Origin of the sequence: Micromonospora chalcea (genome assembly GCF_028768405.1) — a bacterium.
Lineage (GTDB): Bacteria > Actinomycetota > Actinomycetes > Mycobacteriales > Micromonosporaceae > Micromonospora > Micromonospora chalcea.
This window is the reverse complement of sequence record NZ_CP118233.1, coordinates 1,901,392-1,924,480: the sequence shown is the minus strand read 5'-3', so window position 1 is coordinate 1,924,480 and position 23,089 is coordinate 1,901,392. Positions and strand designations below refer to the sequence as shown.

The 23,089-nt window shown below is 73.2% G+C and carries 14 protein-coding genes; 11 read left to right on the top strand and 3 right to left on the bottom strand.

The window, feature by feature from the left end; translation table 11 throughout:
• Positions 1-71: 71 nt before the first annotated feature.
• Together PVK74_RS08890 and PVK74_RS08885 are read left to right on the top strand one after the other, a co-directional pair.
• Positions 72-2,750, top strand: a complete 2,679-nt coding sequence (locus tag PVK74_RS08890) for a cation-translocating P-type ATPase (RefSeq protein ID WP_064445612.1) — start codon at positions 72-74, stop codon at positions 2,748-2,750.
• Positions 2,751-2,769: 19 nt separating this feature from the next.
• Positions 2,770-3,651, top strand: coding sequence for a universal stress protein (locus PVK74_RS08885; protein WP_064445613.1), 882 nt, complete (start codon positions 2,770-2,772; stop codon positions 3,649-3,651).
• A 49-nt stretch (positions 3,652-3,700) separates the two neighbouring features.
• Here the strand turns inward: PVK74_RS08885 and PVK74_RS08880 are convergent, their stop codons facing one another.
• Together PVK74_RS08880 and PVK74_RS08875 are read right to left on the bottom strand one after the other, a co-directional pair.
• Entirely contained in the window at positions 3,701-4,000 is a 300-nt protein-coding gene (locus PVK74_RS08880) for an STAS domain-containing protein (RefSeq protein ID WP_043323291.1), read from the bottom strand.
• Positions 3,997-8,151 carry a SpoIIE family protein phosphatase gene (locus tag PVK74_RS08875; protein WP_274478781.1) on the bottom strand — a complete coding sequence of 1,385 codons (4,155 nt, stop codon included), beginning with the start codon at positions 8,149-8,151 and terminating at the stop codon, positions 3,997-3,999. Before PVK74_RS08875 ends, PVK74_RS08880 begins: the two co-directional genes overlap by 4 nt.
• A gap of 313 nt (positions 8,152-8,464) precedes the next feature.
• On the opposite strand from PVK74_RS08875, the gene rph reads away from it, so the two are divergent.
• The 7 genes from rph (at position 8,465) to mmsB (ending at position 18,365) form a co-directional block, all read left to right on the top strand.
• Positions 8,465-11,059: a rifamycin-inactivating phosphotransferase gene (gene rph, locus PVK74_RS08870; protein ID WP_274478780.1), complete on the top strand. Its 2,595-nt coding sequence runs from the start codon at positions 8,465-8,467 to the stop codon at positions 11,057-11,059.
• A gap of 48 nt (positions 11,060-11,107) precedes the next feature.
• Positions 11,108-11,476 (top strand): MerR family transcriptional regulator, encoded by a 369-nt coding sequence (locus tag PVK74_RS08865; RefSeq protein WP_069088436.1) that lies wholly within the window; start codon positions 11,108-11,110, stop codon positions 11,474-11,476.
• A 42-nt stretch (positions 11,477-11,518) separates the two neighbouring features.
• Positions 11,519-12,613, top strand: a complete 1,095-nt coding sequence (locus tag PVK74_RS08860) for an oxidoreductase (protein ID WP_064445616.1) — start codon at positions 11,519-11,521, stop codon at positions 12,611-12,613.
• 174 nt (positions 12,614-12,787) lie between these two features.
• Positions 12,788-14,164, top strand: coding sequence for a glycoside hydrolase family 10 protein (locus PVK74_RS08855; RefSeq protein ID WP_274478779.1), 1,377 nt, complete (start codon positions 12,788-12,790; stop codon positions 14,162-14,164).
• A gap of 195 nt (positions 14,165-14,359) precedes the next feature.
• Complete coding sequence (gene chvE, locus PVK74_RS08850) at positions 14,360-15,499, top strand: multiple monosaccharide ABC transporter substrate-binding protein (RefSeq protein WP_043323299.1); 1,140 nt, start codon at positions 14,360-14,362, stop codon at positions 15,497-15,499.
• A gap of 83 nt (positions 15,500-15,582) precedes the next feature.
• Entirely contained in the window at positions 15,583-17,121 is a 1,539-nt protein-coding gene (gene mmsA / locus PVK74_RS08845) for a multiple monosaccharide ABC transporter ATP-binding protein (RefSeq protein WP_064445617.1), read from the top strand.
• Complete coding sequence (gene mmsB / locus PVK74_RS08840) at positions 17,118-18,365, top strand: multiple monosaccharide ABC transporter permease (RefSeq protein WP_064445618.1); 1,248 nt, start codon at positions 17,118-17,120, stop codon at positions 18,363-18,365. The genes mmsA and mmsB overlap by 4 nt, the downstream gene beginning before the upstream one ends.
• Before the next feature lie 59 nt (positions 18,366-18,424).
• On the opposite strand, the gene PVK74_RS08835 is transcribed toward mmsB, so the two are convergent.
• Positions 18,425-20,080, bottom strand: a complete 1,656-nt coding sequence (locus tag PVK74_RS08835) for a glycoside hydrolase family 27 protein (protein WP_064445619.1) — start codon at positions 20,078-20,080, stop codon at positions 18,425-18,427.
• A gap of 643 nt (positions 20,081-20,723) precedes the next feature.
• Here PVK74_RS08835 and araB point away from each other — a divergent pair.
• On the top strand, positions 20,724-22,397 hold the full coding sequence (gene araB / locus PVK74_RS08830; protein WP_043323306.1) for a ribulokinase: 1,674 nt from the start codon (positions 20,724-20,726) through the stop codon (positions 22,395-22,397).
• Complete coding sequence (locus PVK74_RS08825) at positions 22,394-23,065, top strand: L-ribulose-5-phosphate 4-epimerase (protein WP_043323308.1); 672 nt, start codon at positions 22,394-22,396, stop codon at positions 23,063-23,065. Before araB ends, PVK74_RS08825 begins: the two co-directional genes overlap by 4 nt.
• The last annotated feature ends 24 nt before the right edge of the window (positions 23,066-23,089 follow it).

Below are 23,089 nucleotides of genomic sequence, written 5' to 3'. Positions count from 1 at the left end.
CGTACCGCGGGGGCCGTTGGTCCCGGGTCCGACAGGCCCTCGGCCCTGCGAGCCGCGCCCGCGCACCCGGCATGCTGGGAGTGCCCGGCGCGGGCGGCGACGACATGGAGGGCAATGTGGTGATCAACGGCGGGCAGGGCACGGTGACGCCCACCGAGATCTCTCCGGCCCCCGCGACCGGGCTCGGCTCGGCCGAGGCGGCCGCCCGGCTGCGCGCCGACGGGCCGAACACGGTGGCCGCGCCACGCAAGCGCGGGCTGGCCGGCCGGATCTTCCGTCAGCTCACCGACCCGCTGGTGGCGCTGCTGCTGGCCGCCGCCGTGGTGACCACGCTGCTGCGCGACTACCCCGACACCGCGGTGATCGTGCTGGTCGTCCTGATCAACACGGCGATCGGCGTGGTGCAGGAGGTACGCGCCGACCGCGCGGTGGCGGCGCTGGACCGGCTCGCGGCGCCGACCGCGCGGGTGGTCCGCGACGGCCGTGACCTCGTGCTCCCCGCCGCCGACCTGGTCCGGGACGATCTGGTCCGGCTGGAGGCCGGCGACGTGGTGCCCGCCGACCTGGACCTCACCGACGCGGTACGGCTCAGCCTGGACGAGTCGGCGCTCACCGGTGAGTCGGTGGCGGTGACCCGGGTCGCGGGGGAGGAGGCGAGCGCCGGCACGGTGGTCACCACCGGCCGCGCCACCGGGACCGTGGTACGCACCGGCGCGGCGAGCGCGCTGGGCCGCATCAGCGCCCTGGTCGCGGCGACCCGCCCGGCGCCCACCCCGCTGCAACGCCGCCTGTCCTCGCTCGGCCGGGTGCTCGGACTGACCGCCGTGGTGCTCTCCGGGCTGGTCTTCGCGCTCGGCGTGTTCGACGGACGCCCGGTCACGCAGATGGCGGTCACCGCGGTGAGCCTCGTGGTGGCGGCCGTACCGGAGTCGCTGCCCGCCGTCGTCACGCTCGCGCTCGCCCTGGGCGCACGCCGGATGGCCGGCAGCCGGGCCATTCCCCGGCGGCTGCACGCGGTGGAGACCCTCGGGTCGGTCACCGTGATCGCCTCCGACAAGACCGGCACGCTCACCGAGGGCCGGATGGCGGTGCAGCACGCGGTCGTGCCCGGCCGCGACCGCTACGCCGTGACCGGCACCGGCTACGCGCCCGACGGCGAGGTGCGCCACCGGGGCGAGCCGGTGAGCGCCCCGGACGAGCTGCGCGCCCTCGCCCGCGCCGGGCTGCTCTGCAACGACGCCACGCTGACCCCGCCGACCGGCGAACGGCCGGAATGGACAGCGATCGGCGACCCGCTGGAGGCCGCGCTCGTCACGTTCGCGGCCCGCTGCGGTCTGGACCCGGAGACCACCCGCGAGGCCTGGCCCCGGGTCGCGGAGGCCCCGTTCGACCAGGACCTGCGCCGGATGACCACCGTGCACCGCCGCTGCGACGGGCGCTACCTCGTGGTCTGCAAGGGCGCGCCGGAGAACCTGCTGGCGCCGCCGCTGATGGACGCCGGCGCCGAGGAACTGGCCGAGCTGACCGATGCCGCGCACCGGCTCGCCGCCGAAGGGCTGCGGGTGCTGGCGGTGGCCTCGGCCGTGGTCGACACGCTGCCGGACCCGGCCCGGCCGACCGGCCTGCGCCCGCTGGGCCTGGTCGCGGTCGGCGACCCGCTGCGCACGGCGGCACCCGGCATCGCGGCGGGCTTCGAGCAGGCCGGCATCCGGCTGGTCCTGATCACCGGCGACCACCCGGCGACGGCCGCCGCCATCGGCGGCCGGCTCGGGCTCTGGCGCGACGGCGACCCGCTCGCCAACGGCGACGACGGCGACCCGGGCGGCGCCCACCCCGACACCCGGGTGTACGCGCGGACCCAGCCGGAGCAGAAGCTCGACATCATCGCCGGCCTTCAGGACCGGGGACACGTCGTGGCGATGACCGGCGACGGCGTCAACGACGCCCCGGCGCTGCGCCGGGCGGACATCGGCGTGGCGATGGGCGGCGGCACCGAGGTAGCCCGGCAGGCCGCCGACCTGGTGCTCGTCGACGACGACCTGACCACCGTGGCGACCGCCATCGGCGAGGGCCGCCGGATCTACGACAACATCCGCCGGTTCCTGCGCTACGCGCTCGCCGGCGGGGTCGCCGAGATCGCGGTGATGCTGCTCGGACCGCTGGTCGGCCTGCCGGTGCCGCTGCTGCCGGCGCAGATCCTCTGGATCAACCTGCTCACCCACGGCGTACCCGGGGTGGCGCTGGGCGCGGAGCCGGCCGAGCCGGGCACGCTGCGCCGCCGTCCCCGCTCGCCGCAGGAGTCCGTGCTCGGCGGCGGCCTCGGCCGGGACGTGCTGGTCACCGGCGCGCTCATCGCCGCCGCGACGCTCGGCGCCGGCGTGTGGGCCGCCGCGGCGGACCGGCCGTGGCAGTCGGTGGTCTTCGTGGTGCTCGGCCTCGCCCAGCTCGGCGTGGCGCTGGCCGTCCGCGCGACCCGGGCGCCCGGCTCGCGGGAGCACAACCGCGCCCTGCCGGTGGCGGTCGCGATCTCCGCGGTCCTCCAGGTCGCCGGCGTGCTGCTGCCGCCGCTGCGCGAGCTGCTCGGCACGTCCCCGCTGAGCGCGCTCGACCTGCTCGCCTGCGCCGCGATCGGCGTCCTGCCCGGGCTGGTGCTGCGGCTGACCCGCCGCTCCGGTACGGCCGACGGGACCGACGGCCCTCGCGCCGGGACCCAGGACCCTGCCCGGCCGGCCGCCGGACGGGCAGGCTGAGGACAGTGAAGGAGGCGTCATGACAATCCACTCGCAGGCCCCCGTCGTGGTGGGCGTGGACGGGTCGGCCACCGCCCTGGACGCGGTCCGGGTCGCCGCCCGCGAGGCCGCCGACCGGAACCGGCCGCTGCAGGTGGTGCACGCGTTCATCTGGCCGCTGACCCGCGCGCCGCTCACCCCGGCCCCGGGCGCGCCCGCCGGCGCCGGCCTGCGCAACCAGGCCGAACGGTGCGTCGCCGAGGCGGTCGCCGAGGCCGGCAAGGTAGCGCCGGACGTACCGGTCACCGGCGTGGTGGTCGACGGCGCGCCGGCCGCGGTGCTGGTCGCCGAGTCCCGCGACGCCGCGCTGATCGTGCTCGGACACCGCGGCCTGGGCGGCTTCGCCGGCCTGCTCATCGGCTCGGTCACGCTCCAGGTGTCCGCCCGCGCCCACTGCCCGGTGCTGGTGACGCGCGGCGAGGCACGCGCCGACGGCCCGGTCGTGGTCGGCGTGGACGGCTCCGAGCTGTCCACCGCGGCGGTCGGGTTCGCGTACGAGGAAGCCGCCCGCCGGGGCGCCTCGCTGATCGTGGTGCACGCCTGGCTGTACCCCACCCCGATGGGCCCCGGCGACATCCTGCCCCTGGTGTACGACCCGGAGGCGCTCGCCGAGGAGTCCCGGCGCGTCGTCGCCGAGTCTGTCGCCGGCTGGTCGCAGCGTTACCCCGACGTGCCGGTGCGGCAGCGGTCGATCCGCGGCGCCCCGGCCCGGGTGCTGGTCGAGGAGTCGAAGGACGCCCAGCTGGTGGTGGTCGGGGCGCACGGCCGTGGCGCGTTGGGCGGGCTGCTGCTCGGCTCGGTCAGCCACGCGGTGCTGCACCACGCCCACTCGCCGCTGGTGATCGTCCGCGACGCCGCCTGACTCCGCGACAGCGCCTGTTTCCGCGACAGCGCCTGACGCCGCGGCGGCGTCAGGCGCGGCGGACCGTGGTGAGGTCGGCCAGCCCGGAGATGGTCAGCAGCGGCTCCAGCAGCGGACCGGCGACCAGCGCGATCCGGTCGGCGTGCGGGAACAGTGCGGCCAGCCCGGCGCTGTCCAGGTACTCGACCTTCGTGAGGTCCACAACCAGGGGTTCGCCCTCGGGCCGTACCCCCTCGGCCAGCGCGTCGGCGAACGAGGACGCGTTGCTCATGTCGATCTCGCCGACGGCGGTCAGCACGCGGACGCCGTCGGGACGGTCGCTCGTGGTGAGAGTCAGGGACGCGCTCATGCGGTGATCCTCGCCTGCATGTCGACGGTGGTGCCGGTCGCTCCCGGGGTGACGCTGATGCTGTCCATCAGCGCGCGCATGAGCACGAGCCCCCGGCCGCGGTGCGGATCGGGGGGTTGCTCGCGCTCCCGCCAGTGACCGCTGTCGGTCACGCTCAGGCGCAGGTTGTTCGCGGTGGCGGCGGCGCGCAGCCGGATCCGCCCGCCGGGGTTGTCGCGGTGCCCGTGCTCGATCGCGTTGGCGCACGCCTCGCCGGCCGCGACCAGGATGTTGTAGGCGTGGGCCGGGGCCAGCCCGCAACGGTCCAGCCATCCTCGCAGCGCGGTACGCACCTCGGCCAGCCGCGTCGACTCGGCCGGGAACTCCAGCTCCAGCGGCCCGGGATGGCGGTAGAGCAGCAGCGCCACGTCGTCGTGGTAGCCGCCGTCGGGCGTGAGCCGATCCATGATCTCGGTGGCGAGCACCTCCACCGGCGCGTGGTGGCCCTGCTGGATGGCGTCGGTGGCGCGGGCGATGCCGACGGTGATCGGCTGGCGGCGGCGTTCCACCAGGCCGTCGGTGTAGAGCATCAGGGTGGCGCGCGGCGGCACGGTGGCCTCCGCCTCCGGTCGTTCCTCACCCGCGCGGACGGCCAGCGGCCGGGACCGGCCGTGCTGCAGGAGCTGGGGAGTGCCGTCGGCGCCGACCACGATGGCCGGCGGGTGACCGGCGCTGGAGTAGCGCATCAGGCCGGTGACCGGGTCGAGGACGCCGCAGAAGACGGTGGCGCAGGACGCGCCGGGAAGCAGCGCGGCGAACCGGTCCAGCGCCGCCAGCGTCCGGGCCGGGCTGGGGTCCTGCAACAGCAGGGCGCGGCACGCGCTGCGCAGCTGCCCCATCACGGTGGCGGCCCGCAGCCCGTGTCCCACGCAGTCGCCGACGACGATGCCGATGCGCCCGTCCGGCAGCTCCACCGTGTCGTACCAGTCGCCGCCGACCTTCAGCGGCACCGCGGCGGGGGCGTACCGCACGGCGAAGCCGGCGGGCAGTTGCGCCGGGCCGAGGATCGCCCGTTGCAGGGCCAGCGCGGTCTCCCGCTGCTGGTCGATCTGGTGCACCCGGTGCAGCCCCTGACCGATGTGGCCGGCCAGCAGCGCCAGCAGGGTCTGGTCCTGCTCGGTGAAGGGCCGCTTCTCGCCCAGGTCGATCCAGAGCGCCATGGTGCCGTGCGGGTGCTCGACTGCGATCCCGGCGCCGTGCCGGCGTGTCGCCACCGGCGTCAGCAGCGGGGTGTCGCGCAGCGCGAGCAACGCCTGCCGGCGTTTGGCGGGCAGCGTCGCCCACCGGGCCGCCGGGTCGGTGCCGGTCACGTCGGGGGTGGGCAGGTCACCGAAGACGGCGGTGAGCACGCCCGCGGCCCGCCACAGCTTGCGCAGCTCGTCCAGCACGCCGTGCAGCGCGTCGGTGAGGTCGTCGGCCCGGGACAGGCGCATGCCGAGCCCGGCCAGGGCGGTCTCCCGCTGGACCGCGTAGTGCTCGGCGGTGACGTCACGGAACGTGCCCACGATCATCCGCCGGCCGCTGTCCGGGTCGTCCACCTGGTTGAACGCGGCAGAGATCCAGATCCGGTGCCCGTCGCGATGGGTCACCGGCACGGTGTAGGTGCCGCGGGACTGGCCGACCAGCCTCGAGAACGCGGCGGCCACCTGACGGTGCGCGTCCGGTTCGGCCTCCTGGTCCGGCCACCACGGCTGTACCGGCGGATAGGGCAGGCCCTCGGTCCCGTAGCCGAGGACGTCGGTGAACGCCGCGTTGATCTCGACCACGGCGCCGTCCTCGTCGCAGACGAAGAACGCCTCCTGCAGCGAGTCGACGAGCGCGGTGCGCCAGCGCGCGTGGTGGTTGCGCAGCCGCGCCAGCTCCACGTTGGCGCGTACGCGGGCCAGCAGCTCGGCGGCCGGGAACGGCTTGACCAGGTAGTCGTCGGCGCCGGCCTCCAGCCCTTCGATCGAGGCCTCCTGGCCCGCGCGGGCGGACAGCAGCAGCACCGGCGTGCCGGCCGTACGGGGATCGGCGCGCAACGCGGCCACCAGTTGCAGGCCGTCGAGCCGGGGCATCATCACGTCGCTGACCACCAGGTCGGGCGTCTGCGCGCGGGCGGCGTCCAGCGCGGCACGCCCGTCGGCGACCGTGTGCACCTCGTGTCCGGCCGAGCGCAGCAGCCGGGTGAGGTACTCCCGCATGTCGGCGTTGTCGTCGGCCACCAGGACGCGGGCCGGCGCGCCGCCGGGCAGCGGATGCACCGGGCCCTCCGTGGCGGCGGGCCCGTCCTCGCCGACGACGGCGCCCGGGTCGGCGGGCAGCCAGCGCAGCGCCTCCTGCACGAACGGCTCGGCCGACCCGGGCGCCCGGCCGGCGCCGGCCGGGGTGAGCGCGTCGGCGGGCAGGTGGGCGGCGCCGAACGGCAACCGGACGGTGAAGGTGGTGCCGCGGCCCACCGTGCTGTCCGCGTCGATGTCGCCGCCGTGCAGCGAGACCAGTTCCTTGACCAGGGCGAGGCCGATGCCGCTGCCCTCGCCGGAGCGGGACCGGGCGTTCTCGATGCGGTGGAACCGCTCGAACAGGCGCGGCATCTCCTCGGCCGGGACGCCGATGCCGGTGTCGGAGATCCGCAGCACGGCCATCCCGTGCTCGGCGTCCATCCGCACCCGCACCGTCCCGTCGAAGGTGAACTTCAGCGCGTTGCTGAGCAGGTTGAGCACCACCTTCTCCCACATGCCCCGATCCACGTGCACCGGCTCGGGCAGGGGCGCGCAGTCGACCTCGAAGGAGAGGCCGGCGCGCTCGATCGCCGACCGGAAGACGCTGGCCAGGTCGGCGGTCACCGCGGCCAGATCCACCGGCTCGTAGCGGGCCTGCATCCGGCCCGCCTCGATGCGGGAGAAGTCGAGCAGGCTGTTGACCAGCTTGCCCAGGCGCAGCCCGTTGCGGCGGATGACGTCCAGCTCCGTGCGGACCCGCTCGTCGGCGTCGTGCAGCCGGCCGCGCAGCTCGTCCACCGGCCCCATGATCAACGTGAGCGGGGTGCGGAACTCGTGACTGATGTTGGAGAAGAAGGCGGTCTTGGCGCGGTCCAGCTCGGCGAGCTCCTCGGCCCGCCGCTGCTGCGCCTGATAGCTGCGGGCGCTCGCGATGCCGGTCGCCAGGTGCCCGGCGGTCAGCTCCACGAAACCGCGGTAGCCGTCGTCCAGCGCCCGGTAACGGTTGAGTCCCGCCACCAGGAACCCGTACGGCGCGCCGCCCTGCTGCCGTAGCGGCACCAGCAGGGCCTCGGCAGGCGGGGCGGGCCAGACACCCGCGGGCAGGTCCGCGAAGGCCGGGCCGTCGAGCGTCACCCGTACCGGGTCGCCCTCGGTGAGGGCGCCGGCCGGCCACGGGGCGGCGGGGTCGGTGAGGGACAGCGTGGCCGGGGCCGCCGGGTGACCGGCCGGCAGCCCGGTCGCCTCCGCCAGCCGGGCGTCGCCGTCCTGGTCGTACAGGTAGGTGAGCGTGAACGGCAGGTCCTGCGGGTTGCGGGCCAGCTGGCGGCTGACGAACGTGAGCGTCTCCTGCTCGGTGCGGATGACGCTCGGGTCCGAGCCGAGGTCGCGCAGCGTGGCCATCCGCCGCTCGCCGATGACCCGCTCGGTGTCCTCGCTGACCACGCAGAGCATCCCGACGAGGCTGCCGTCGTCGTCGCGCAGCGGGCTGTAGGAGAACGTGTGGTAGGTCTCCTCCCGGTAGCCGGCCCGCTCCAGGAACAGCAGCAGCCCCTCGTCCCAGGTCGCCTCGCCGGTGCGCAGCACGGTGTCGACGCGGGGACCGATGTCGTCCCAGATCTCGGTCCACACCTCGTTCGCCGGGCGGCCCAGCGCCCACGGGTACTTGCGGCCGAGCGTGTCCCGCCGGTATGCGGCGTTGCAGAAGAACGTCAGCTGCGGTCCCCAGGCCATCCACATCGGGAACCGGGAGGACAGCAGGATCCGCACCGAGGTCCGCAGGCTCTGCGGCCACGTGTCCGGCGGCCCGAGCGGGTGCGCGGACCAGTCGACGCGGGCCAGGTCCGGCCCGATCTCACCGTCGGCGGCGAAGACGTCGGCGCGCGTACGCGGGTCGGTGTCAGCGCCGCTCATCGCCCGAGTCTCCCCCACCCCGTCCGATCCCGCTCGTCCGGGCCGCGTCGCGGCCTCGTGATCGCTTCTTGCCCCGTCGCGCCCCCGGCACTCCACCCGGGGCGGGGAGATCTGACTCACGTGACGGCAGCGGGTCAGGGCAGGGGTTCGTGGTGCGGCCCAAAACGAAAGGCTGCGGCATAACGAAAGGCAAGGAGACAGATCTCCTTGCCACTATCAATGTATATCGCACCCCCGGTCTTGCCGCAAGGCCCCGGTGATGCCGCAGAATCATCGGCCGATGCGGGTTGAGCTGCGAAAACGGGGGCACGGCATGACCGGACGGTACGTGTGGCAACTGCACGAGGTGGACGAGGCGCGGATCGCCGCGGTCGGCGGCAAGGGCGCGCACCTGGGGGCGCTGACGCGGATCGACGGGGTGCGCGTACCCAGGGGTTTCTGCGTGACGACGGACGCCTTCCGGCTGGTGGCGCGGACGCCGGCGCTGGCCGGCCCGCTGGACCGGCTGGCCCGCGCGGACGCGGACGACCCGGCGGCGCTGCGCACGGCCGCCGCCGAGGTCCGTCGCGCCGTCGAGCGGACCGCCCTGCCCGGCGACGTCGCGGCGGCGGTCACCGCCGCGCTGGCCGCGCTCGGGGCGGACGCCGCGTACGCGGTGCGCTCCAGCGCGACCGCGGAGGACCTGCCGGACGCCTCGTTCGCCGGCCAGCAGGACACCTACCTCAACGTGGTCGGCACGGCCGAGGTGCTGCGGCACGTCAGCCGCTGCTGGGCCTCGCTGTTCACCGACCGGGCGGTGACCTACCGGCGGCGCCACGGCATCGACGACCGCGCCGTGGACATGGCGGTGGTGGTGCAGCGGATGGTCTTCCCGGACGCCGCCGGGGTTCTGTTCACCGCCGACCCGGTCACCGGCGACCGGCGGGTGGTCTCGGTGGAGGCGGGCTTCGGGCTGGGCGAGGCCCTGGTCTCCGGCCTGGTGAACCCGGACGTGTTCACGGTGCGCGACGGCGCTGTCGTCGGCCGGCGGATCGGCGCGAAGTCACGGGCGACGCACGCGGCGCCCGGCGGCGGCACCCGGCAGGCGCCCGTCGACCCGGCGCGGCAAGCCCAGCCCGCGCTGACCGACGCGCAGGCGGTACGCCTCGCCGCGCTGGGCCGGCGGATCGAGGCGTACTTCGGCTGCCCGCAGGACGTCGAGTGGGCGGTGACCGGGGACGACGTCCACATCCTGCAGAGCCGGCCGATCACCACGCTGTTCCCGGTGCCGGCTGCCGCCGCCGACGGGACGTTCCACGTCTACCTGTCGGTCGGCCACCAGCAGATGATGACCGACGCGATGAAGCCGCTGGGCCTGTCGATGTGGCGGCTGACCGCCATGGCGCCGATGCACGAGGCGGGCGGCCGGCTGTTCGTCGACGCCACACCGCACCTGGCCACCCCGGCGGGCCGTACCGCGTTCCTGGGCATGATCGGCCGGGCCGACCCGCTCACCCGGGACGCGCTGGAGACGGTCCTGGCGCGGGACGTCCTGCCGGCGACGCCGGACCCGGACCCGGCTCCGGCCGGGCCGCCGACGGGCGGGCCGCCGCCGATCGACACCGATCCGGCGATCGTCACCGGCCTCGTCGCGCGCAGCCGGGAGTCCGTCGCCGCCCTGCGCCGCGACATCGAGGGCCGCAGCGGACCGGAGCTGTTCGACTTCCTGATCGAGGCGTTCGCCGAGCACAAGCGGGTGCTCACCGATCCGGTGAGCGCCCAGGTGATCATGGCCGGGATGCAGGCCGCCTGGTGGCTCAACGACAAGCTGGGGGAGTGGCTCGGCGAACGCGACGCCGCCGACACGCTCACGCTGTCCGCGCCCGGCAACGTCACCGCCGAGATGGGGCTGGCGCTGCTCGACGTGGCCGACGTGATCCGGCCGTACCCCGAGGTGGTGGCGTTCCTGCGGGACGCCGGCGACGGGTTCCTGGACGAGTTGCCGAAGCTGCCCGGCGGCGTCGAGGCGCGCGCGGCCGTCGATGGCTACCTGGACCGGTACGGCATGCGCTGCGTGGGCGAGATCGACATCACCCGGCCACGGTGGGGCGAGCGCCCGGCCACGCTCGTGCCGCTGATCCTGGACGACGTCCGCACCTTCACCCCGGGCGCCGCCGCGCGTCGCTTCGCCCAGGGCCGGGAGCGGGCCGAGGCGAAGGCCCGGGAGGTGCTGGACCGCCTGCGCGCGCTGCCCGACGGTGAGCGCAAGGCCGCCGAGACGCAACGCATGATCGACCGGGTACGCACGTTCGCCGGCTACCGCGAGTACCCGAAGTACGACATCGTGAGCCGCTACGCCGTCTACAAGCAGGCGCTGACGGCCGAGGCCGGCCGGCTGGCGCGCGCCGGTGTGCTCGCCGGTCCGGAGGACGTCTTCTTCCTCACCTTCGACGAGTTCCGCGAGGTCGCGGCCACCGGGCGGGCCGACGCCGGGCTGATCCGGCGGCGCCGCGGGGAGTTCCGGGCGCACCAGGCGCTCACCCCGCCCCGGGTGCTCACCTCCGACGGAGAGGCGCTCAACGGCTCGTACCGGCGCGACGACGTTCCCCCGGGCGCCCTGGCCGGGCTGGCGGTCTCGGCCGGCGTGGTCGAGGGGCGGGCGCGGGTCGTGACGGACCTGACCCGGGCCGACGTGGAGCCGGGCGACATCCTCGTCACCGCGTACACCGACCCGAGCTGGACGCCGCTGTTCGTCGCAGTCGCGGGACTGGTGACGGAGATCGGCGGCCTGATGACGCACGGCGCGGTGATCGCCCGCGAGTACGGCCTGCCCGCGGTGGTGGCGGTGCCGGACGCGACCCGGCTGATCCCCGACGGCGGGCGGATCCGCGTGCACGGCACCGACGGGTACGTCGAGCTGCTGTCCTGACCGGCGCGGCATGCTCGATGATGGAGGTCCGGCGAGCGGGGAGGCGCGATGCGGATCGGGGAGCTGTCGGCGCGTACCGGGGTCAGCGCCCGGTCCATCCGGTACTACGAGCAGCAGGGCCTGCTCGCCGCCCTGCGCACGCCGAGCGGCCAGCGGGTCTTCGCCGAGTCGGCGGTGGACCGGGTCCGGCTCATCCAGCGGCTGTTCGACGCCGGGCTGAGCAGCCGCCGGATGGCCGAGCTGCTGCCCTGCGTGACCGACCCGGAGATCCGCACCTCGTGGCTGACCGACCGGCTGCGCGAGGAACGGGCCCGGATGACCGCCGAGATGGCACGGCTCGCGCACGCCGTCGCGGTGCTCGACGACGTGGTGGCCGACATGACGGTGACCGAGGACACCCGGGATCCGGCCGCCTGAGCGCTTGCAGTTGACACCGGTGTCAACTCCTAGCGTCGGGGCATGAACGCGACACTGGACACCGCATCGCCGGTGACGCCGCTGCTGGAGCCGGTCACCGTCGCCGGCCTGTCGTTGCCGTCCCGCTTCGTGATGGCGCCGATGACCCGCAACCGCGCGCCGGGCGGCGTGCCGACGCCGGAGATGGCCGAGTACTACCGGCGCCGCGCCGCGGCGGGCGTCGGCCTGATCGTCACCGAGGGCGTGCTGGTGGACCATCCCAGCGCCGGCCACGAGGACACCGTGCCACGGATGACTCCCGGCGCGGCCGAGGCCGGCTGGCGCGGCGTGGTCGAGGCGGTGCACGCCGCCGGCGGCCGGATCGCCGCGCAGCTGTGGCACCTGGGCAGCCTGCGCGAGCCGGTGGACGGCGCTCCGGCGTGGACCCCCTCGGGGGTACGCGAGCCGGGCCGCCCCGCGCCGCACGCGATGACCGCCGCCGACGCGGACGTCCTGCTGGCGGCGTACGCGGACGCGGCAGGGGTGGCGGTCCGGGCCGGGTTCGACGCGGTCGAGATCCACGCCGCGCACGGTTACCTGCTGGACGAGTTCCTGTGGCCGTACACGAACCGCCGGACCGACGCGTTCGGTGGCTCCCCGGCGCGGCGGGCGGCGTTCCCGGCGGCCGTGGTCCGCGCGGTGCGCGAGCAGGTCCCGGCACACCGGCCGGTGATCGTGCGGTTCTCCCAGTTCAAGGAGCGGGCGTTCGACGCGCGGATCGCCGAGACCCCGGCCGAGCTGGCGCGGATCCTCGGCGCGTTCGCCGAGGCCGGCGCGGACGTGCTGCACGCCTCGCAGCGTCGCTTCTGGGAGCCGGCGTTCCCCGGCTCGCCGCTGAACCTGGCCGGCTGGGCGAAGCGTCTCACCGGTCTGCCGTCGATCACCGTCGGCTCGGTCGGACTGCGCCGGGACTTCCTGCGCGCGGGCGGCCCGGAGTCGGTGGCGGGCCTGGCCGCGCGGCTGGCGGACGGGGAGTTCGACCTGGTCGCGCTGGGCCGCGCGCTGCTCGGCAACCCGGCCTGGGTGACGCACGCCGCGGCCGGCCGGCTGGACGAGATCGTCGACTACCGCAAGGCGCACGAGGACGTCTATCCGTAGGCGCCAGGGGTTGACGCCGGGGGATGTTATCGCTCACAGTCGATGGCAGGGCATGAGCGCCGCAAGGCTCACCGGGCGAGCCGCGCTGGTCGTACCCCGACACCGTCACCGGACGCGGAGTCGGGGGAGTCGCACCACCACCACCATCGCGTAACCCCCGGAAGAGGAATCCGCATGAGACGAAAGAGAGCCTTGCTGACCACCGGCATCCTGGCCGGCGCGCTCGCCGCCGGCATGGCGGTGGCCCTGGCGCCGGCCGCGAGCGCCGGCACCACGCTGCGCGCGGCGGCGGCCGAGAAGGGCCGCTACTTCGGCGCCGCGGTCGCCACCAACAAGCTGTCCGACAACACGTACGCCACGGTGCTCAACCGCGAGTTCAACTCCGTGGTGGCCGAGAACGAGATGAAGTGGGACGCCACCGAGCCGCAGCAGGGGCGGTTCAACTACAGCGGTGGCGACCGGCTGGTCAGTCACGCCCGCGCGAACGGGATGTCGGTGCGCGGGCACGCGCTGCTCTGGCACCAGCAGCAGCCGTCGTGGGCGCAGGGTCTGTCCGGCAGCGCGCTGCGCAACGCCGCGATCAATCACGTCACCCAGGTCGCCACCCACTTCCGGGGGCAGATCTACGCCTGGGACGTGGTGAACGAGGCGTTCGCCGACGGCGGCAGCGGCGGGCGCCGTGACTCGAACCTGCAGCGCACCGGCAACGACTGGATCGAGGCCGCGTTCCGGGCCGCCCGCGCCGCCGACCCGGGCGCGAAGCTCTGCTACAACGACTACAACACCGACGGCATCAACGCGAAGTCGACCGGCATCTACAACATGGTGCGCGACTTCAAGTCGCGTGGCGTGCCGATCGACTGCGTCGGCTTCCAGTCGCACCTGGGCACCACGATCCCCGGTGACTACCAGGCCAATCTTCAGCGCTTCGCGGACCTGGGCGTGGAGGTCCAGATCACCGAGCTGGACGTGATGACCGGCGGCAACCAGGCGAACATCTACGCCGCCGTCACCCGGGCCTGCCTGGCGGTGTCGCGCTGCGCCGGCATCACGGTGTGGGGCGTGCGGGACTGCGACTCGTGGCGCGGCTCGGACAACGCGCTGCTGTTCGACTGTTCAGGCAACAAGAAGGCGGCGTACAACGCCGTGCTCGACGCGCTGAACTCCGGCACCAACAACCCGCCGCCGACCACCACCCCGCCGCCGAACAACCCGACCACCCCGCCGCCCAACAATCCGACCACGCCACCGCCGGGTCAGGGCGGGTGTACGGCCTCGGTGACGCTGAACTCCTGGTCCGGTGGCTTCGTCGCCAACGTGAAGGTGACAGCCGGCTCGTCGGGCACCCGGGGATGGACCGTCACCATGACGCTGCCGGGCGGCGCGAGCGTCACAAACACCTGGAGCGCCACCGCGAGCGGTAACAGCGGCACGGTGCGGTTCACGAACGTCGACTACAACGGCCAGCTCGGCGCCGGCCAGAGTGCCGAGTTCGGGTTCCAGGGCAACGGAAGCGGATCGGGCATGACGCCCACCTGCTCCGCCTCCTGAGCTCAGGCGTCGCGGGGGCGGTACGACGTGCCGCCCCCGCGACGTCCGGTCGCGTCCTACCTGGAGCGCCGTCTCTGTTACAAGAAAGAGACATGCACATTTCGCGCGATTGGTTGACGGGGCAACTTGTGAGCGTTAACACTCGCCGTGACGGTTACCTGTGTCACAGGGGCCCACGGAGGGGAGAGGACGCTCGTGCGCAGACGAATCCTGGCCGCAGTCAGCGGCGCCGCGCTCGCGATCAGCCTGGCCGCGTGCAGCGGCGAGGGCGCCGGAGGCGGCTCGGACACCAGCTCCGCCAAGCCCGGCGACCTGACGATCGGCGTCTCGATGCCGACCCAGACCTCGGAACGGTGGATCGCCGACGGCAACTCGGTGAAGGAGAAGTTGCAGGCCAAGGGCTACAAGGTCGACCTGCAGTACGCCGGGGACGACATCCCCACCCAGTCGCAGCAGATCGACCAGATGATCACCCAGGGCGCGGACGTGCTGGTCATCGCCCCGATCGACGGCACCGCGCTCAGCGGCCAGCTCCAGGCCGCCGCGGCCGCGAAGATCCCGGTCATCTCCTACGACCGGCTCATCCGTAACAGCCCCAACGTCAGCTTCTACGTCAGCTTCGACAACTACAAGGTGGGCGTGGCGCAGGCCAACGCGCTCCTGGTCGGCCTCGGCCTGCTGAACAAGGACGGGTCCAAGGGCGCCGCGACCGGCCCGTTCAACGTGGAGCTGTTCGCCGGCTCGCTCGACGACAACAACGCCGGCTTCTTCTTCAACGGCGCGATGGACACGCTCAAGCCGTACTTCGACGCCGGGACGCTGAAGGTCAAGTCGGGGCAGACCAAGATCGAGCAGGCCGCCATCCTGCGCTGGCAGCAGGAGACCGCGCAGAAGCGGATGGAGGACCTGCTCACCTCCAGCTACAACGACGGCAGCAAGGTCGACGGCGTGCTGTCGCCCTTCGACGGCCTCTCCCGGGGCATCATCACCGCCCTGCAGAACGCCGGTTACCGCGGCGGCGCCAAGAAGATGCCGGTGGTGACCGGGCAGGACGCCGAGGTCGCGTCCGTCAAGCTCATCAACGACGGCGTGCAGAGCTCCACCGTGTTCAAGGACACCCGCCTGCTGGCCGAGCAGGCGGTGATCGCCGCCGAGGCGTTCCTGCGCAAGGAGGAGCCGAAGGCCAACGAGACCAAGGCGTACAACAACGGCGTCAAGGTCGTGCCCGCGTTCCTGCTGCCGGTCCAGACGGTCTACAAGGAGGACATCAAGTCCGTCCTGATCGACTCCGGTTACCTGACCGAGCAGGAGGTCGCCGCCGGCCGAGCCGGCTGATCCGGCCGGCGGGCCCGGTGGCGCGGTACGCCACCGGGCCCGCCCCGCTCCGGACACCACGACCACGAGCAGGACGGATACCCATGAGCGACCACATCCTCGAGATGCGTGGCATCACGAAGACCTTCCCCGGGGTCACCGCGCTGCAGGACGTCTCGCTCGCCGTACGGCGCGGCGAGATCCACGCGATCTGCGGCGAGAACGGCGCCGGCAAGTCCACCCTGATGAAGGTGCTGTCCGGGGTCTACCCGGCGGGCAGCTACGACGGCCAGATCGTCTTGGACGGCGAGCCGGTCGGCTTCCGGGGCATCCAGGACAGCGAAGCGCGCGGCATCGTCATCATCCACCAGGAACTCGCGTTGGTGCCGTACCTGTCGATCGCCGAGAACATCTTCCTCGGTAACGAGCGCCGGGGCCGCGGCGGGCTCATCGACTGGCACCGCACCAACGCCGAGGCCGCGGCGCTGCTGCGGTCGGTCGGGCTGCACGAGAACCCGGTCACCCCGGTCATCCAGCTGGGCGTCGGCAAGCAGCAGCTGGTGGAGATCGCCAAGGCGCTGTCCAAGAAGGTGCGGCTGCTGATCCTCGACGAGCCCACAGCGGCGCTCAACGACGTCGACTCGGCGCACCTGCTCGACCTGATGCGCAGCCTCCGCGACCAGGGGATCACCTGCATCATGATCTCGCACAAGCTGGGTGAGATCACGGCGATCGCCGACTCGACCACCGTCATCCGCGACGGCCGTACCGTCGAGACGCTCGACATGGCCGACGGCGGCGCGACCCAGGACCGGATCATCCGCGGCATGGTCGGGCGCGACCTGGCCACCTTCTACCCGACCCGCGACGTGACCCCCGGCGAGGAGGTGCTGCGGATCGAGGACTGGACGGTGCGGCACCCGACACAGGACCGCCTGGTGGTCGACCGGGCCTCGCTGCACGTGCGCGCCGGTGAGGTCGTCGGCATCGCCGGCCTGATGGGCGCCGGGCGCACCGAGCTGGCGATGAGCGTGTTCGGCCGCGCCTACGGCCGCGACATCAGCGGCCGTCTGTACGTCAAGGGCCGCGAGGTGCGGGCGCGCACGGTGGCCGAGGCGATCGCCAACGGCATCGCGTACGCCACCGAGGACCGCAAGCACTACGGCCTCAACCTCATCGACGACGTCCGGGGCAACATCTCGGCCGCCGCGCTCGACAAGCTCGCCCGCAACGGCTGGATCGACGGCAACCGGGAGATCCAGGTCGCCGAGCGGGGACGGCGCGACATGAACATCAAGGCCCCGACCGTGATGTCGGTGGTGGGCAAGCTCTCCGGCGGCAACCAGCAGAAGGTCGTGCTGGCGAAGTGGCTGTTCACCGACCCGGACGTGCTGATCCTCGACGAGCCGACCCGGGGCATCGACGTCGGCGCGAAGTTCGAGATCTACACGATCGTCAACCGGCTGGTGGCCGAGGGCAAGGCGGTGGTCCTCATCTCCTCCGAACTGCCCGAGCTGCTCGGCATGTGCGACCGCGTCTACACCCTCGCGGCCGGCCGGATCACCGGGGAGATGCCGGTGCGCGAGGCCACCCAGGAGAACCTGATGGAACTCATGACCAAGGACAGGGATCTCGTCCGATGACCAGCACGAAGCCCACGCCCCAGAAGGTCGCCGCGCCCGACACCGGCGCGGCCGCGAGCCTGCACACCGGCACCAGCGACCCGCGCACGCTGATCCTCGGCAACCTGCGGCAGAGCGGCATCTACATCGCCCTGGTGGTGATCGTCGCGCTGTTCGCGGTGCTCACCGACGGTGTCTCGCTCAGCCCCGGCAACCTGACCAACATCGTGCTCCAGTACTCCTACATCCTGGTGCTCGCGATCGGCATGGTCATCGTGATCATCGGCGGCCACATCGACCTGTCCGTGGGATCGGTGGTGGCGCTCACCGGAGCGGTCTCCGCGGTGCTCGTCATCCGGGAGGGCATGCCCTGGTGGGCCGGCGTGCTGGCCGCGCTCGCGGTGGGCGTCGCGGTCGGCGCGTGGCACGGGCTCTGGGTCGCGTACGCCGGGATCCCGGCCTTCATCGTCACCCTGGCCGGCATGCTCCTGTTCCGCGGCCTCACGCTGCGGGTGCTGGACAACATCTCGCTGTCGCCGTTCCCCGAGGAGTACCAGCGGGTCGCCGCCGGCTTCCTCAACGGACTGCTGGGCGGCGAGGGCTACGACGCCTTCACGCTGTTCATCGGCGCGTTCGCCGTCGTCGGGTACGCGGTGGCCGTGTTCCGGACCCGGATCGCCCGGGTGCGCCACGAGCAGCCGGTGGAGTCGTTCCCGCTGTTCGTCCTGCGGATCGTGGTGGTCGGCGCCGTGGTCATGTGGTTCGCCTGGCAGCTCGCCAACGCCCGCGGCCTGCCGATCGTGCTCATCGTGCTGGCCGTGCTGGTGCTGATCTACGGCCTGCTCACCCGCCGTACCGTGTTCGGCCGGCAGGTGTACGCGATCGGCGGCAACCTGCCCGCGGCGATGCTGTCCGGCGTCCGGGTGAAGCGGGTCAACTTCTGGATCTTCGTCAACATGGGCTTCCTGTCCGCCGTGGCGGGCGTGATCTACTCGTCCCGGTCCAACGGCGCCCAGCCGGCCGCCGGCAACATGTTCGAGCTGGACGCGATCGCGGCGGCCTTCATCGGCGGCGCGGCGGTCACCGGCGGGGTCGGCACCGTGGTCGGCGCCATGGTGGGTGGCCTGATCATGGCGGTGATGAGCAACGGGATGCAGCTCATGGGCGTCGACCAGTCCGTCCAGTCGGTGGTGAAGGGTCTCGTCCTGCTCGTGGCGGTGGCGTTCGACATCTGGAACAAGCGCCGGGCGGCCGGCGCCCGGTGACGGCCGGCCGGACGCTCGCCCCTTCGTCCGGCCGACCGCCGTTCACCGGCCGCAGCCGCTCACGCCCGGCTCCACCGTTGGTTGGTGTTGCCGTGGCAGGTCCAGACGATCACCCGGGTGCCGTTGGCGGTGCCCGCGTTGTCGACGTCCAGGCACAGCGACGGGAAGCGTCCGTTGCTCACCGTGCCGTTGCCGTTGATGGTCCACTGCTGGTTGGTCCCGCCGTTGCAGTCCCAGATCTGCACCCGGGTGCCGGCGGTCGCGTTCGTCGGCACGTCCAGGCACTTGCCGAGCACCTGCAACGCCTGCCCGTTGGCCGTGAACTGCTGGTTGGCGTTGTTGTGGCAGTCCCAGATCAGCGTGCCGGTGCCGTTGGCGGTGCCGGCGTTGTCGACGTCCAGGCACCGGCCGGACGACTCGCTGCGCAGCCGGAACGTGGTCGGGACCGGTGGCGGGGTCGTGGTGCCGCCGCCGCTGACCCGGTAGACCACGGTGCCGTGGGCCGGGACGCTGGCGGAGATCGTGCCGCTGGTGCTGGAGGTGGCGTCGGTCCAGGCGTCGCGCAGCGTGAACGAGCTGCCGCTCTTGCCGATCGCCGCCGCCGTGGTGGAGACGGTGGTGGTCGAGCTGCCCTGGTTGAACAGGGCGACCGCCACGTCGCCGTTCGCCAGCGGCTTGGCCAGCACCCGCCGGGTGCCGTCGAAGGACACCTGGACCGCCTGACGGCCGAGCGTGTCCTGGTTGATCGCGACCAGGTTGGCGTTGCGCAGGATCGCCAGTGTGGCCGCGTTCGCCGAGCGGACGTCGTTGCCCATCATCAGCGGCGCCGCCAGCATCGACCAGAGCGCGAAGTGGCTGCGCATCTCGGTGTCGTTCATGCCCCCTCGGCCGACCTCCAGCATGTCCGGGTCGTTGAAACCGCCGGGGGCGGCGTACCCGGCCAGGGGCACCGTGACGTCGACGATGTTCTGGATGCCCATCGGGTAGCCGTTGGTCTGGCCGGTGTTCCACGCGTTGGTGATGTCCTCGGTGGTCCGCCAGAGGTTCGCCACGTCGCTCCAGTTGCGCTGCGGCCCGGTCTTGGCGTGGTAGCTGTTGGGGTTGATGCTGTAGACGATCGGCCGGCCGGTGGAGGCCAGCGCGTCGCGCATGATGCCGAACCGCGCCACCTGGTCGTTTATCGTCCCGGTGCCGGAGCACCAGTCGTACTTGAGGTAGTCCACGCCCCACGCGGCGAACTGCCGCGCGTCCTGGTACTCGTGGTTGAGGCTGCCGGTGGCGCCGGGGAACGCGCCGCCGACCTGGGCGCAGGTCTTGTCCAGCGGCACCTGGTAGATGCCGAACAGCAGGCCACGGGCGTGCAGGTAGTCACCGAGCGCCTTCATCCCGCTGGGAAACCGCTGCGGGTGCGCCTGGAGGTTGCCCTGCGCGTCCCGGTTCGGGTTGAACCAGCAGTCGTCCACGACGACGTACTTGTACCCGAGGTCGCGCAGTCCGTTGGCGACGATCGCGTCGGCGGTCTGCTGGATGAGGGTCTCGTTGATGTTGCAGCCGAACGTGTTCCAGGTGTTCCACCCCATCGGCGGCGTACGGGCGACGCCGTTGTCCAGCGCCCGGGCCGGGCGTGGGGCGACTGCCCCGTCGGTGACGGTGGCTGCGAGCGCCACCGCCGCGACACCCAGGACGGCGAGCGTCCGTCGGGTCCATCTGCGCACTGGGTCCTCCTCGGTGGCCGGGCGCCGTCCGTGCCGGTACCCGGAAGGGAGCGGCCCGCCGGTTGCACGGCGTCGCCCGTGGTCCACGGGGACGGACGCGGCACGGCAGTTCCACCAGGGCCGGTCGGTGCCGGCGGGCGCTCGTGGGTGGTGGGGTTCCGGCGGTCGACGGGGTCGCCGTCCGTCGCCGCCCGGCTGCGGCGCCGGGGTTTCCCGGACAGCGGCGCCACAGTGTGTGGGGATGGCGAAATGTTATCGCTGACATCAAACACTGTAAATAGCCTGGCGACCCTCGGGCGGCTTGCGGCGGCCTGCTGCCGAGGGTGCCGCGGCGAGAAAAAGAGCCGCTGAGCGGCCTTCTGGGCGGCCCCGCGGCGGCATCTGGGCCCTCGGGCCGGGGGAGTCGGGAGCGCCGAGAGAATTTCCGGAAGTTCCATCGATTGTTGTCGCTAACAGGCCGTCTGCCCGAGGTTCGACCGCGCCGTCGGCGTGGATCTCCCGGCCGGCGGCCGGGCCGGTCCGCGCGGGGCGGAGGCCGCCGGTTCCGGGCGCCGCCGCTCGTTACGTAGCTGTTGCCCGGACGTGTCTTGACGGATGTGTATGTGAGCGCTAACACTAACTCCGTGACACGGCGGAGGTGCAAATGAGCGAAGTGGACGCGACCGACCGGTACGTGATCGGGGTCGACTTCGGCACGTTGTCCGGCCGGGCGCTGGTGGTCCGGGTCCGCGACGGCGCTGAACTCGGCACCGCGGTGCACGACTACCGGCACGGGGTCATCGAGACCGCGCTGCCCGACGACGGCCCGGCGTTGCCGCCGGACTGGGCGCTGCAGGACCCCGACGACTACCGCGACGTGCTGCGCCACGCCGTACCGGCAGCGCTCTCGGCGGCCGGCGTGGACCCGGCACTGGTGGTCGGGATCGGCATCGACTTCACCGCCTGCACGGTCCTGCCGACGCTCGCCGACGGCACGCCGCTGTGCGAGATCCCGGAGCTGCGCCACCGGCCGCACGCCTGGGTCAAGCTCTGGAAGCACCACGCCGCGCAGCCGCACGCCGACCGGATCAACGCGCTGGCGCACGAACGCGGCGAACCGTGGATCGGCCGCTACGGCGGCAAGATCTCCGCGGAGTGGCAGTTCGCCAAGGGGCTGCAGATCCTGGACGAGGACCCGGAGATCTACCGGCGCGCTGAGCGCTTCATCGAGGCGGCCGACTGGATCGTCTGGCAGCTGTGCGGCGTCGAGACGCGCAACGTCTGCACCGCCGGCTACAAGGGCATCCGGCAGGACGGCCGCTACCCGTCCCCGGACTACCTGGCCGCGCTCGACCCGGACTTCACCGACTTCGTCACCAAGCTGGACGGTCCGCTGCTGCCGCTGGGCGCGCGGGCCGGCGCGCTCGACGCCCGCGCCGCCGCCTGGACCGGCCTGCCCGAGGGCATCGCGGTCGCGGTCGGCAACGTCGACGCGCACGTCACCGCCGCCGCCGCCCAGGCGCTGCGGCCCGGCCGGCTGGTGGCCATCATGGGCACCTCCACCTGCCACGTGCTCAACGGCACCCACCCGGCCGAGGTGCCGGGCATGTGCGGCGTGGTCGACGGCGGCATCAGCCCCGGCGCCTGGGGCTTCGAGGCCGGGCAGAGCGGCGTGGGGGACATCTTCGGCTGGTTCGTGCGCCACGGCGCCCCGGCCGGATTCGACTCGCACGAGCGGCTCACCGAGGCCGCCGCGGCCCAGCCGGTCGGCGCGCACGGCCTGGTGGCGCTGGACTGGTGGAACGGCAACCGGTCGCTGCTGGTCAACCACGACCTGAGCGGGCTGATCGTCGGGCTGACGCTGGCCACCCGGCCGCCGGACGTCTACCGGGCGCTGCTGGAGGCCACCGCGTACGGCACCCGGATGATCGTCGAGGCGTTCGCGCAGGCCGGAGTGCCGGTCGACGACCTGGTGGTGGCCGGCGGGCTCACCTCCAACCGGCTGCTGATGCAGATCTACGCCGACGTCACGAACCGGCCGCTGAGCATCATCGGCTCCGCCCAGGGGCCGGCGCTCGGCTCGGCCATCCACGCCGCGGTCGCGGCCGGCGAGTACCAGTCGATCCACGAGGCGTCCGCCGCGATGGGACGGATCGAGGAGGCGGTCTACCGGCCCGTACCGGAGAACGTCCGGGCGTACGACGCGCTCTACGCGGAGTACCGCGCGCTGCACGACCACTTCGGCCGCGGCGCGAACGACGTCATGCTGCGCCTGCGGGCGATCCGCAACGCGGCGGTCGACGCCCGCGCCGCCGCGCCCTTGGAGGTGGTCGGATGAACAGCCAGGTCGCCGAGCTGCGCGAGACGGTGGCCCGCCTGCACCGCGAGCTGACCCGCTACGGGCTGGTGGCCTGGACCGCCGGCAACGTCTCGGCCCGCGTACCCGGTCAGGACCTGATGGTCATCAAGCCCAGCGGCGTCGACTACGACGACCTGACCGCCGAGTCCATGGTGGTCTGCGACCTGAGCGGCACTGTCGTCGACGGCGGCGGCTCGCCGTCCAGCGACACCGCCGCGCACGCCTACGTCTACCGCGCGATGCCCGAGGTCGGCGGCGTGGTGCACACCCACAGCGGCTACGCCACCGCCTGGGCGGCCCGGGGCGAGGCGATCCCGTGCTGGCTGACCGCGCAGGCCGACGAGTTCGGCGGGGAGATCCCGGTCGGGCCGTTCGCGCTGATCGGCGGCGACGACATCGGCAAGGGGATCGTCAGCACGCTGTCCGGGCACCGCTCGCCCGCGGTGCTCATGCGCAACCACGGCGTGTTCACCATCGGCCGGGACGCCCGGGCGGCGGTCAAGGCCGCCGTGATGTGCGAGGACGTCGCCCGCACCGCGCACCTGGCCCGAGCGCTCGGGCAGCCGCTGCCGATCGCGCCGGCCGACATCGACTCGCTCTACGACCGTTACCAGAACGTCTACGGCCAACGCCCGCCGGCGCCCTGACCCCGGACCGAGCGCCGCGCACCC

Coding starts and splice junctions, on each gene's coding strand:
- PVK74_RS08890 (WP_064445612.1), top strand. CDS start 72: ATGCTGGGAGTGCCCGGCGCGGGCGGCGACGACATGGAGGGCAATGTG.
- PVK74_RS08885 (WP_064445613.1), top strand. CDS start 2,770: ATGACAATCCACTCGCAGGCCCCCGTCGTGGTGGGCGTGGACGGGTCG.
- PVK74_RS08880 (WP_043323291.1), bottom strand. CDS start 4,000: ATGAGCGCGTCCCTGACTCTCACCACGAGCGACCGTCCCGACGGCGTC.
- PVK74_RS08875 (WP_274478781.1), bottom strand. CDS start 8,151: ATGAGCGGCGCTGACACCGACCCGCGTACGCGCGCCGACGTCTTCGCC.
- rph (WP_274478780.1), top strand. CDS start 8,465: ATGACCGGACGGTACGTGTGGCAACTGCACGAGGTGGACGAGGCGCGG.
- PVK74_RS08865 (WP_069088436.1), top strand. CDS start 11,108: ATGCGGATCGGGGAGCTGTCGGCGCGTACCGGGGTCAGCGCCCGGTCC.
- PVK74_RS08860 (WP_064445616.1), top strand. CDS start 11,519: ATGAACGCGACACTGGACACCGCATCGCCGGTGACGCCGCTGCTGGAG.
- PVK74_RS08855 (WP_274478779.1), top strand. CDS start 12,788: ATGAGACGAAAGAGAGCCTTGCTGACCACCGGCATCCTGGCCGGCGCG.
- mmsA (WP_064445617.1), top strand. CDS start 15,583: ATGAGCGACCACATCCTCGAGATGCGTGGCATCACGAAGACCTTCCCC.
- mmsB (WP_064445618.1), top strand. CDS start 17,118: ATGACCAGCACGAAGCCCACGCCCCAGAAGGTCGCCGCGCCCGACACC.
- araB (WP_043323306.1), top strand. CDS start 20,724: ATGAGCGAAGTGGACGCGACCGACCGGTACGTGATCGGGGTCGACTTC.
- PVK74_RS08825 (WP_043323308.1), top strand. CDS start 22,394: ATGAACAGCCAGGTCGCCGAGCTGCGCGAGACGGTGGCCCGCCTGCAC.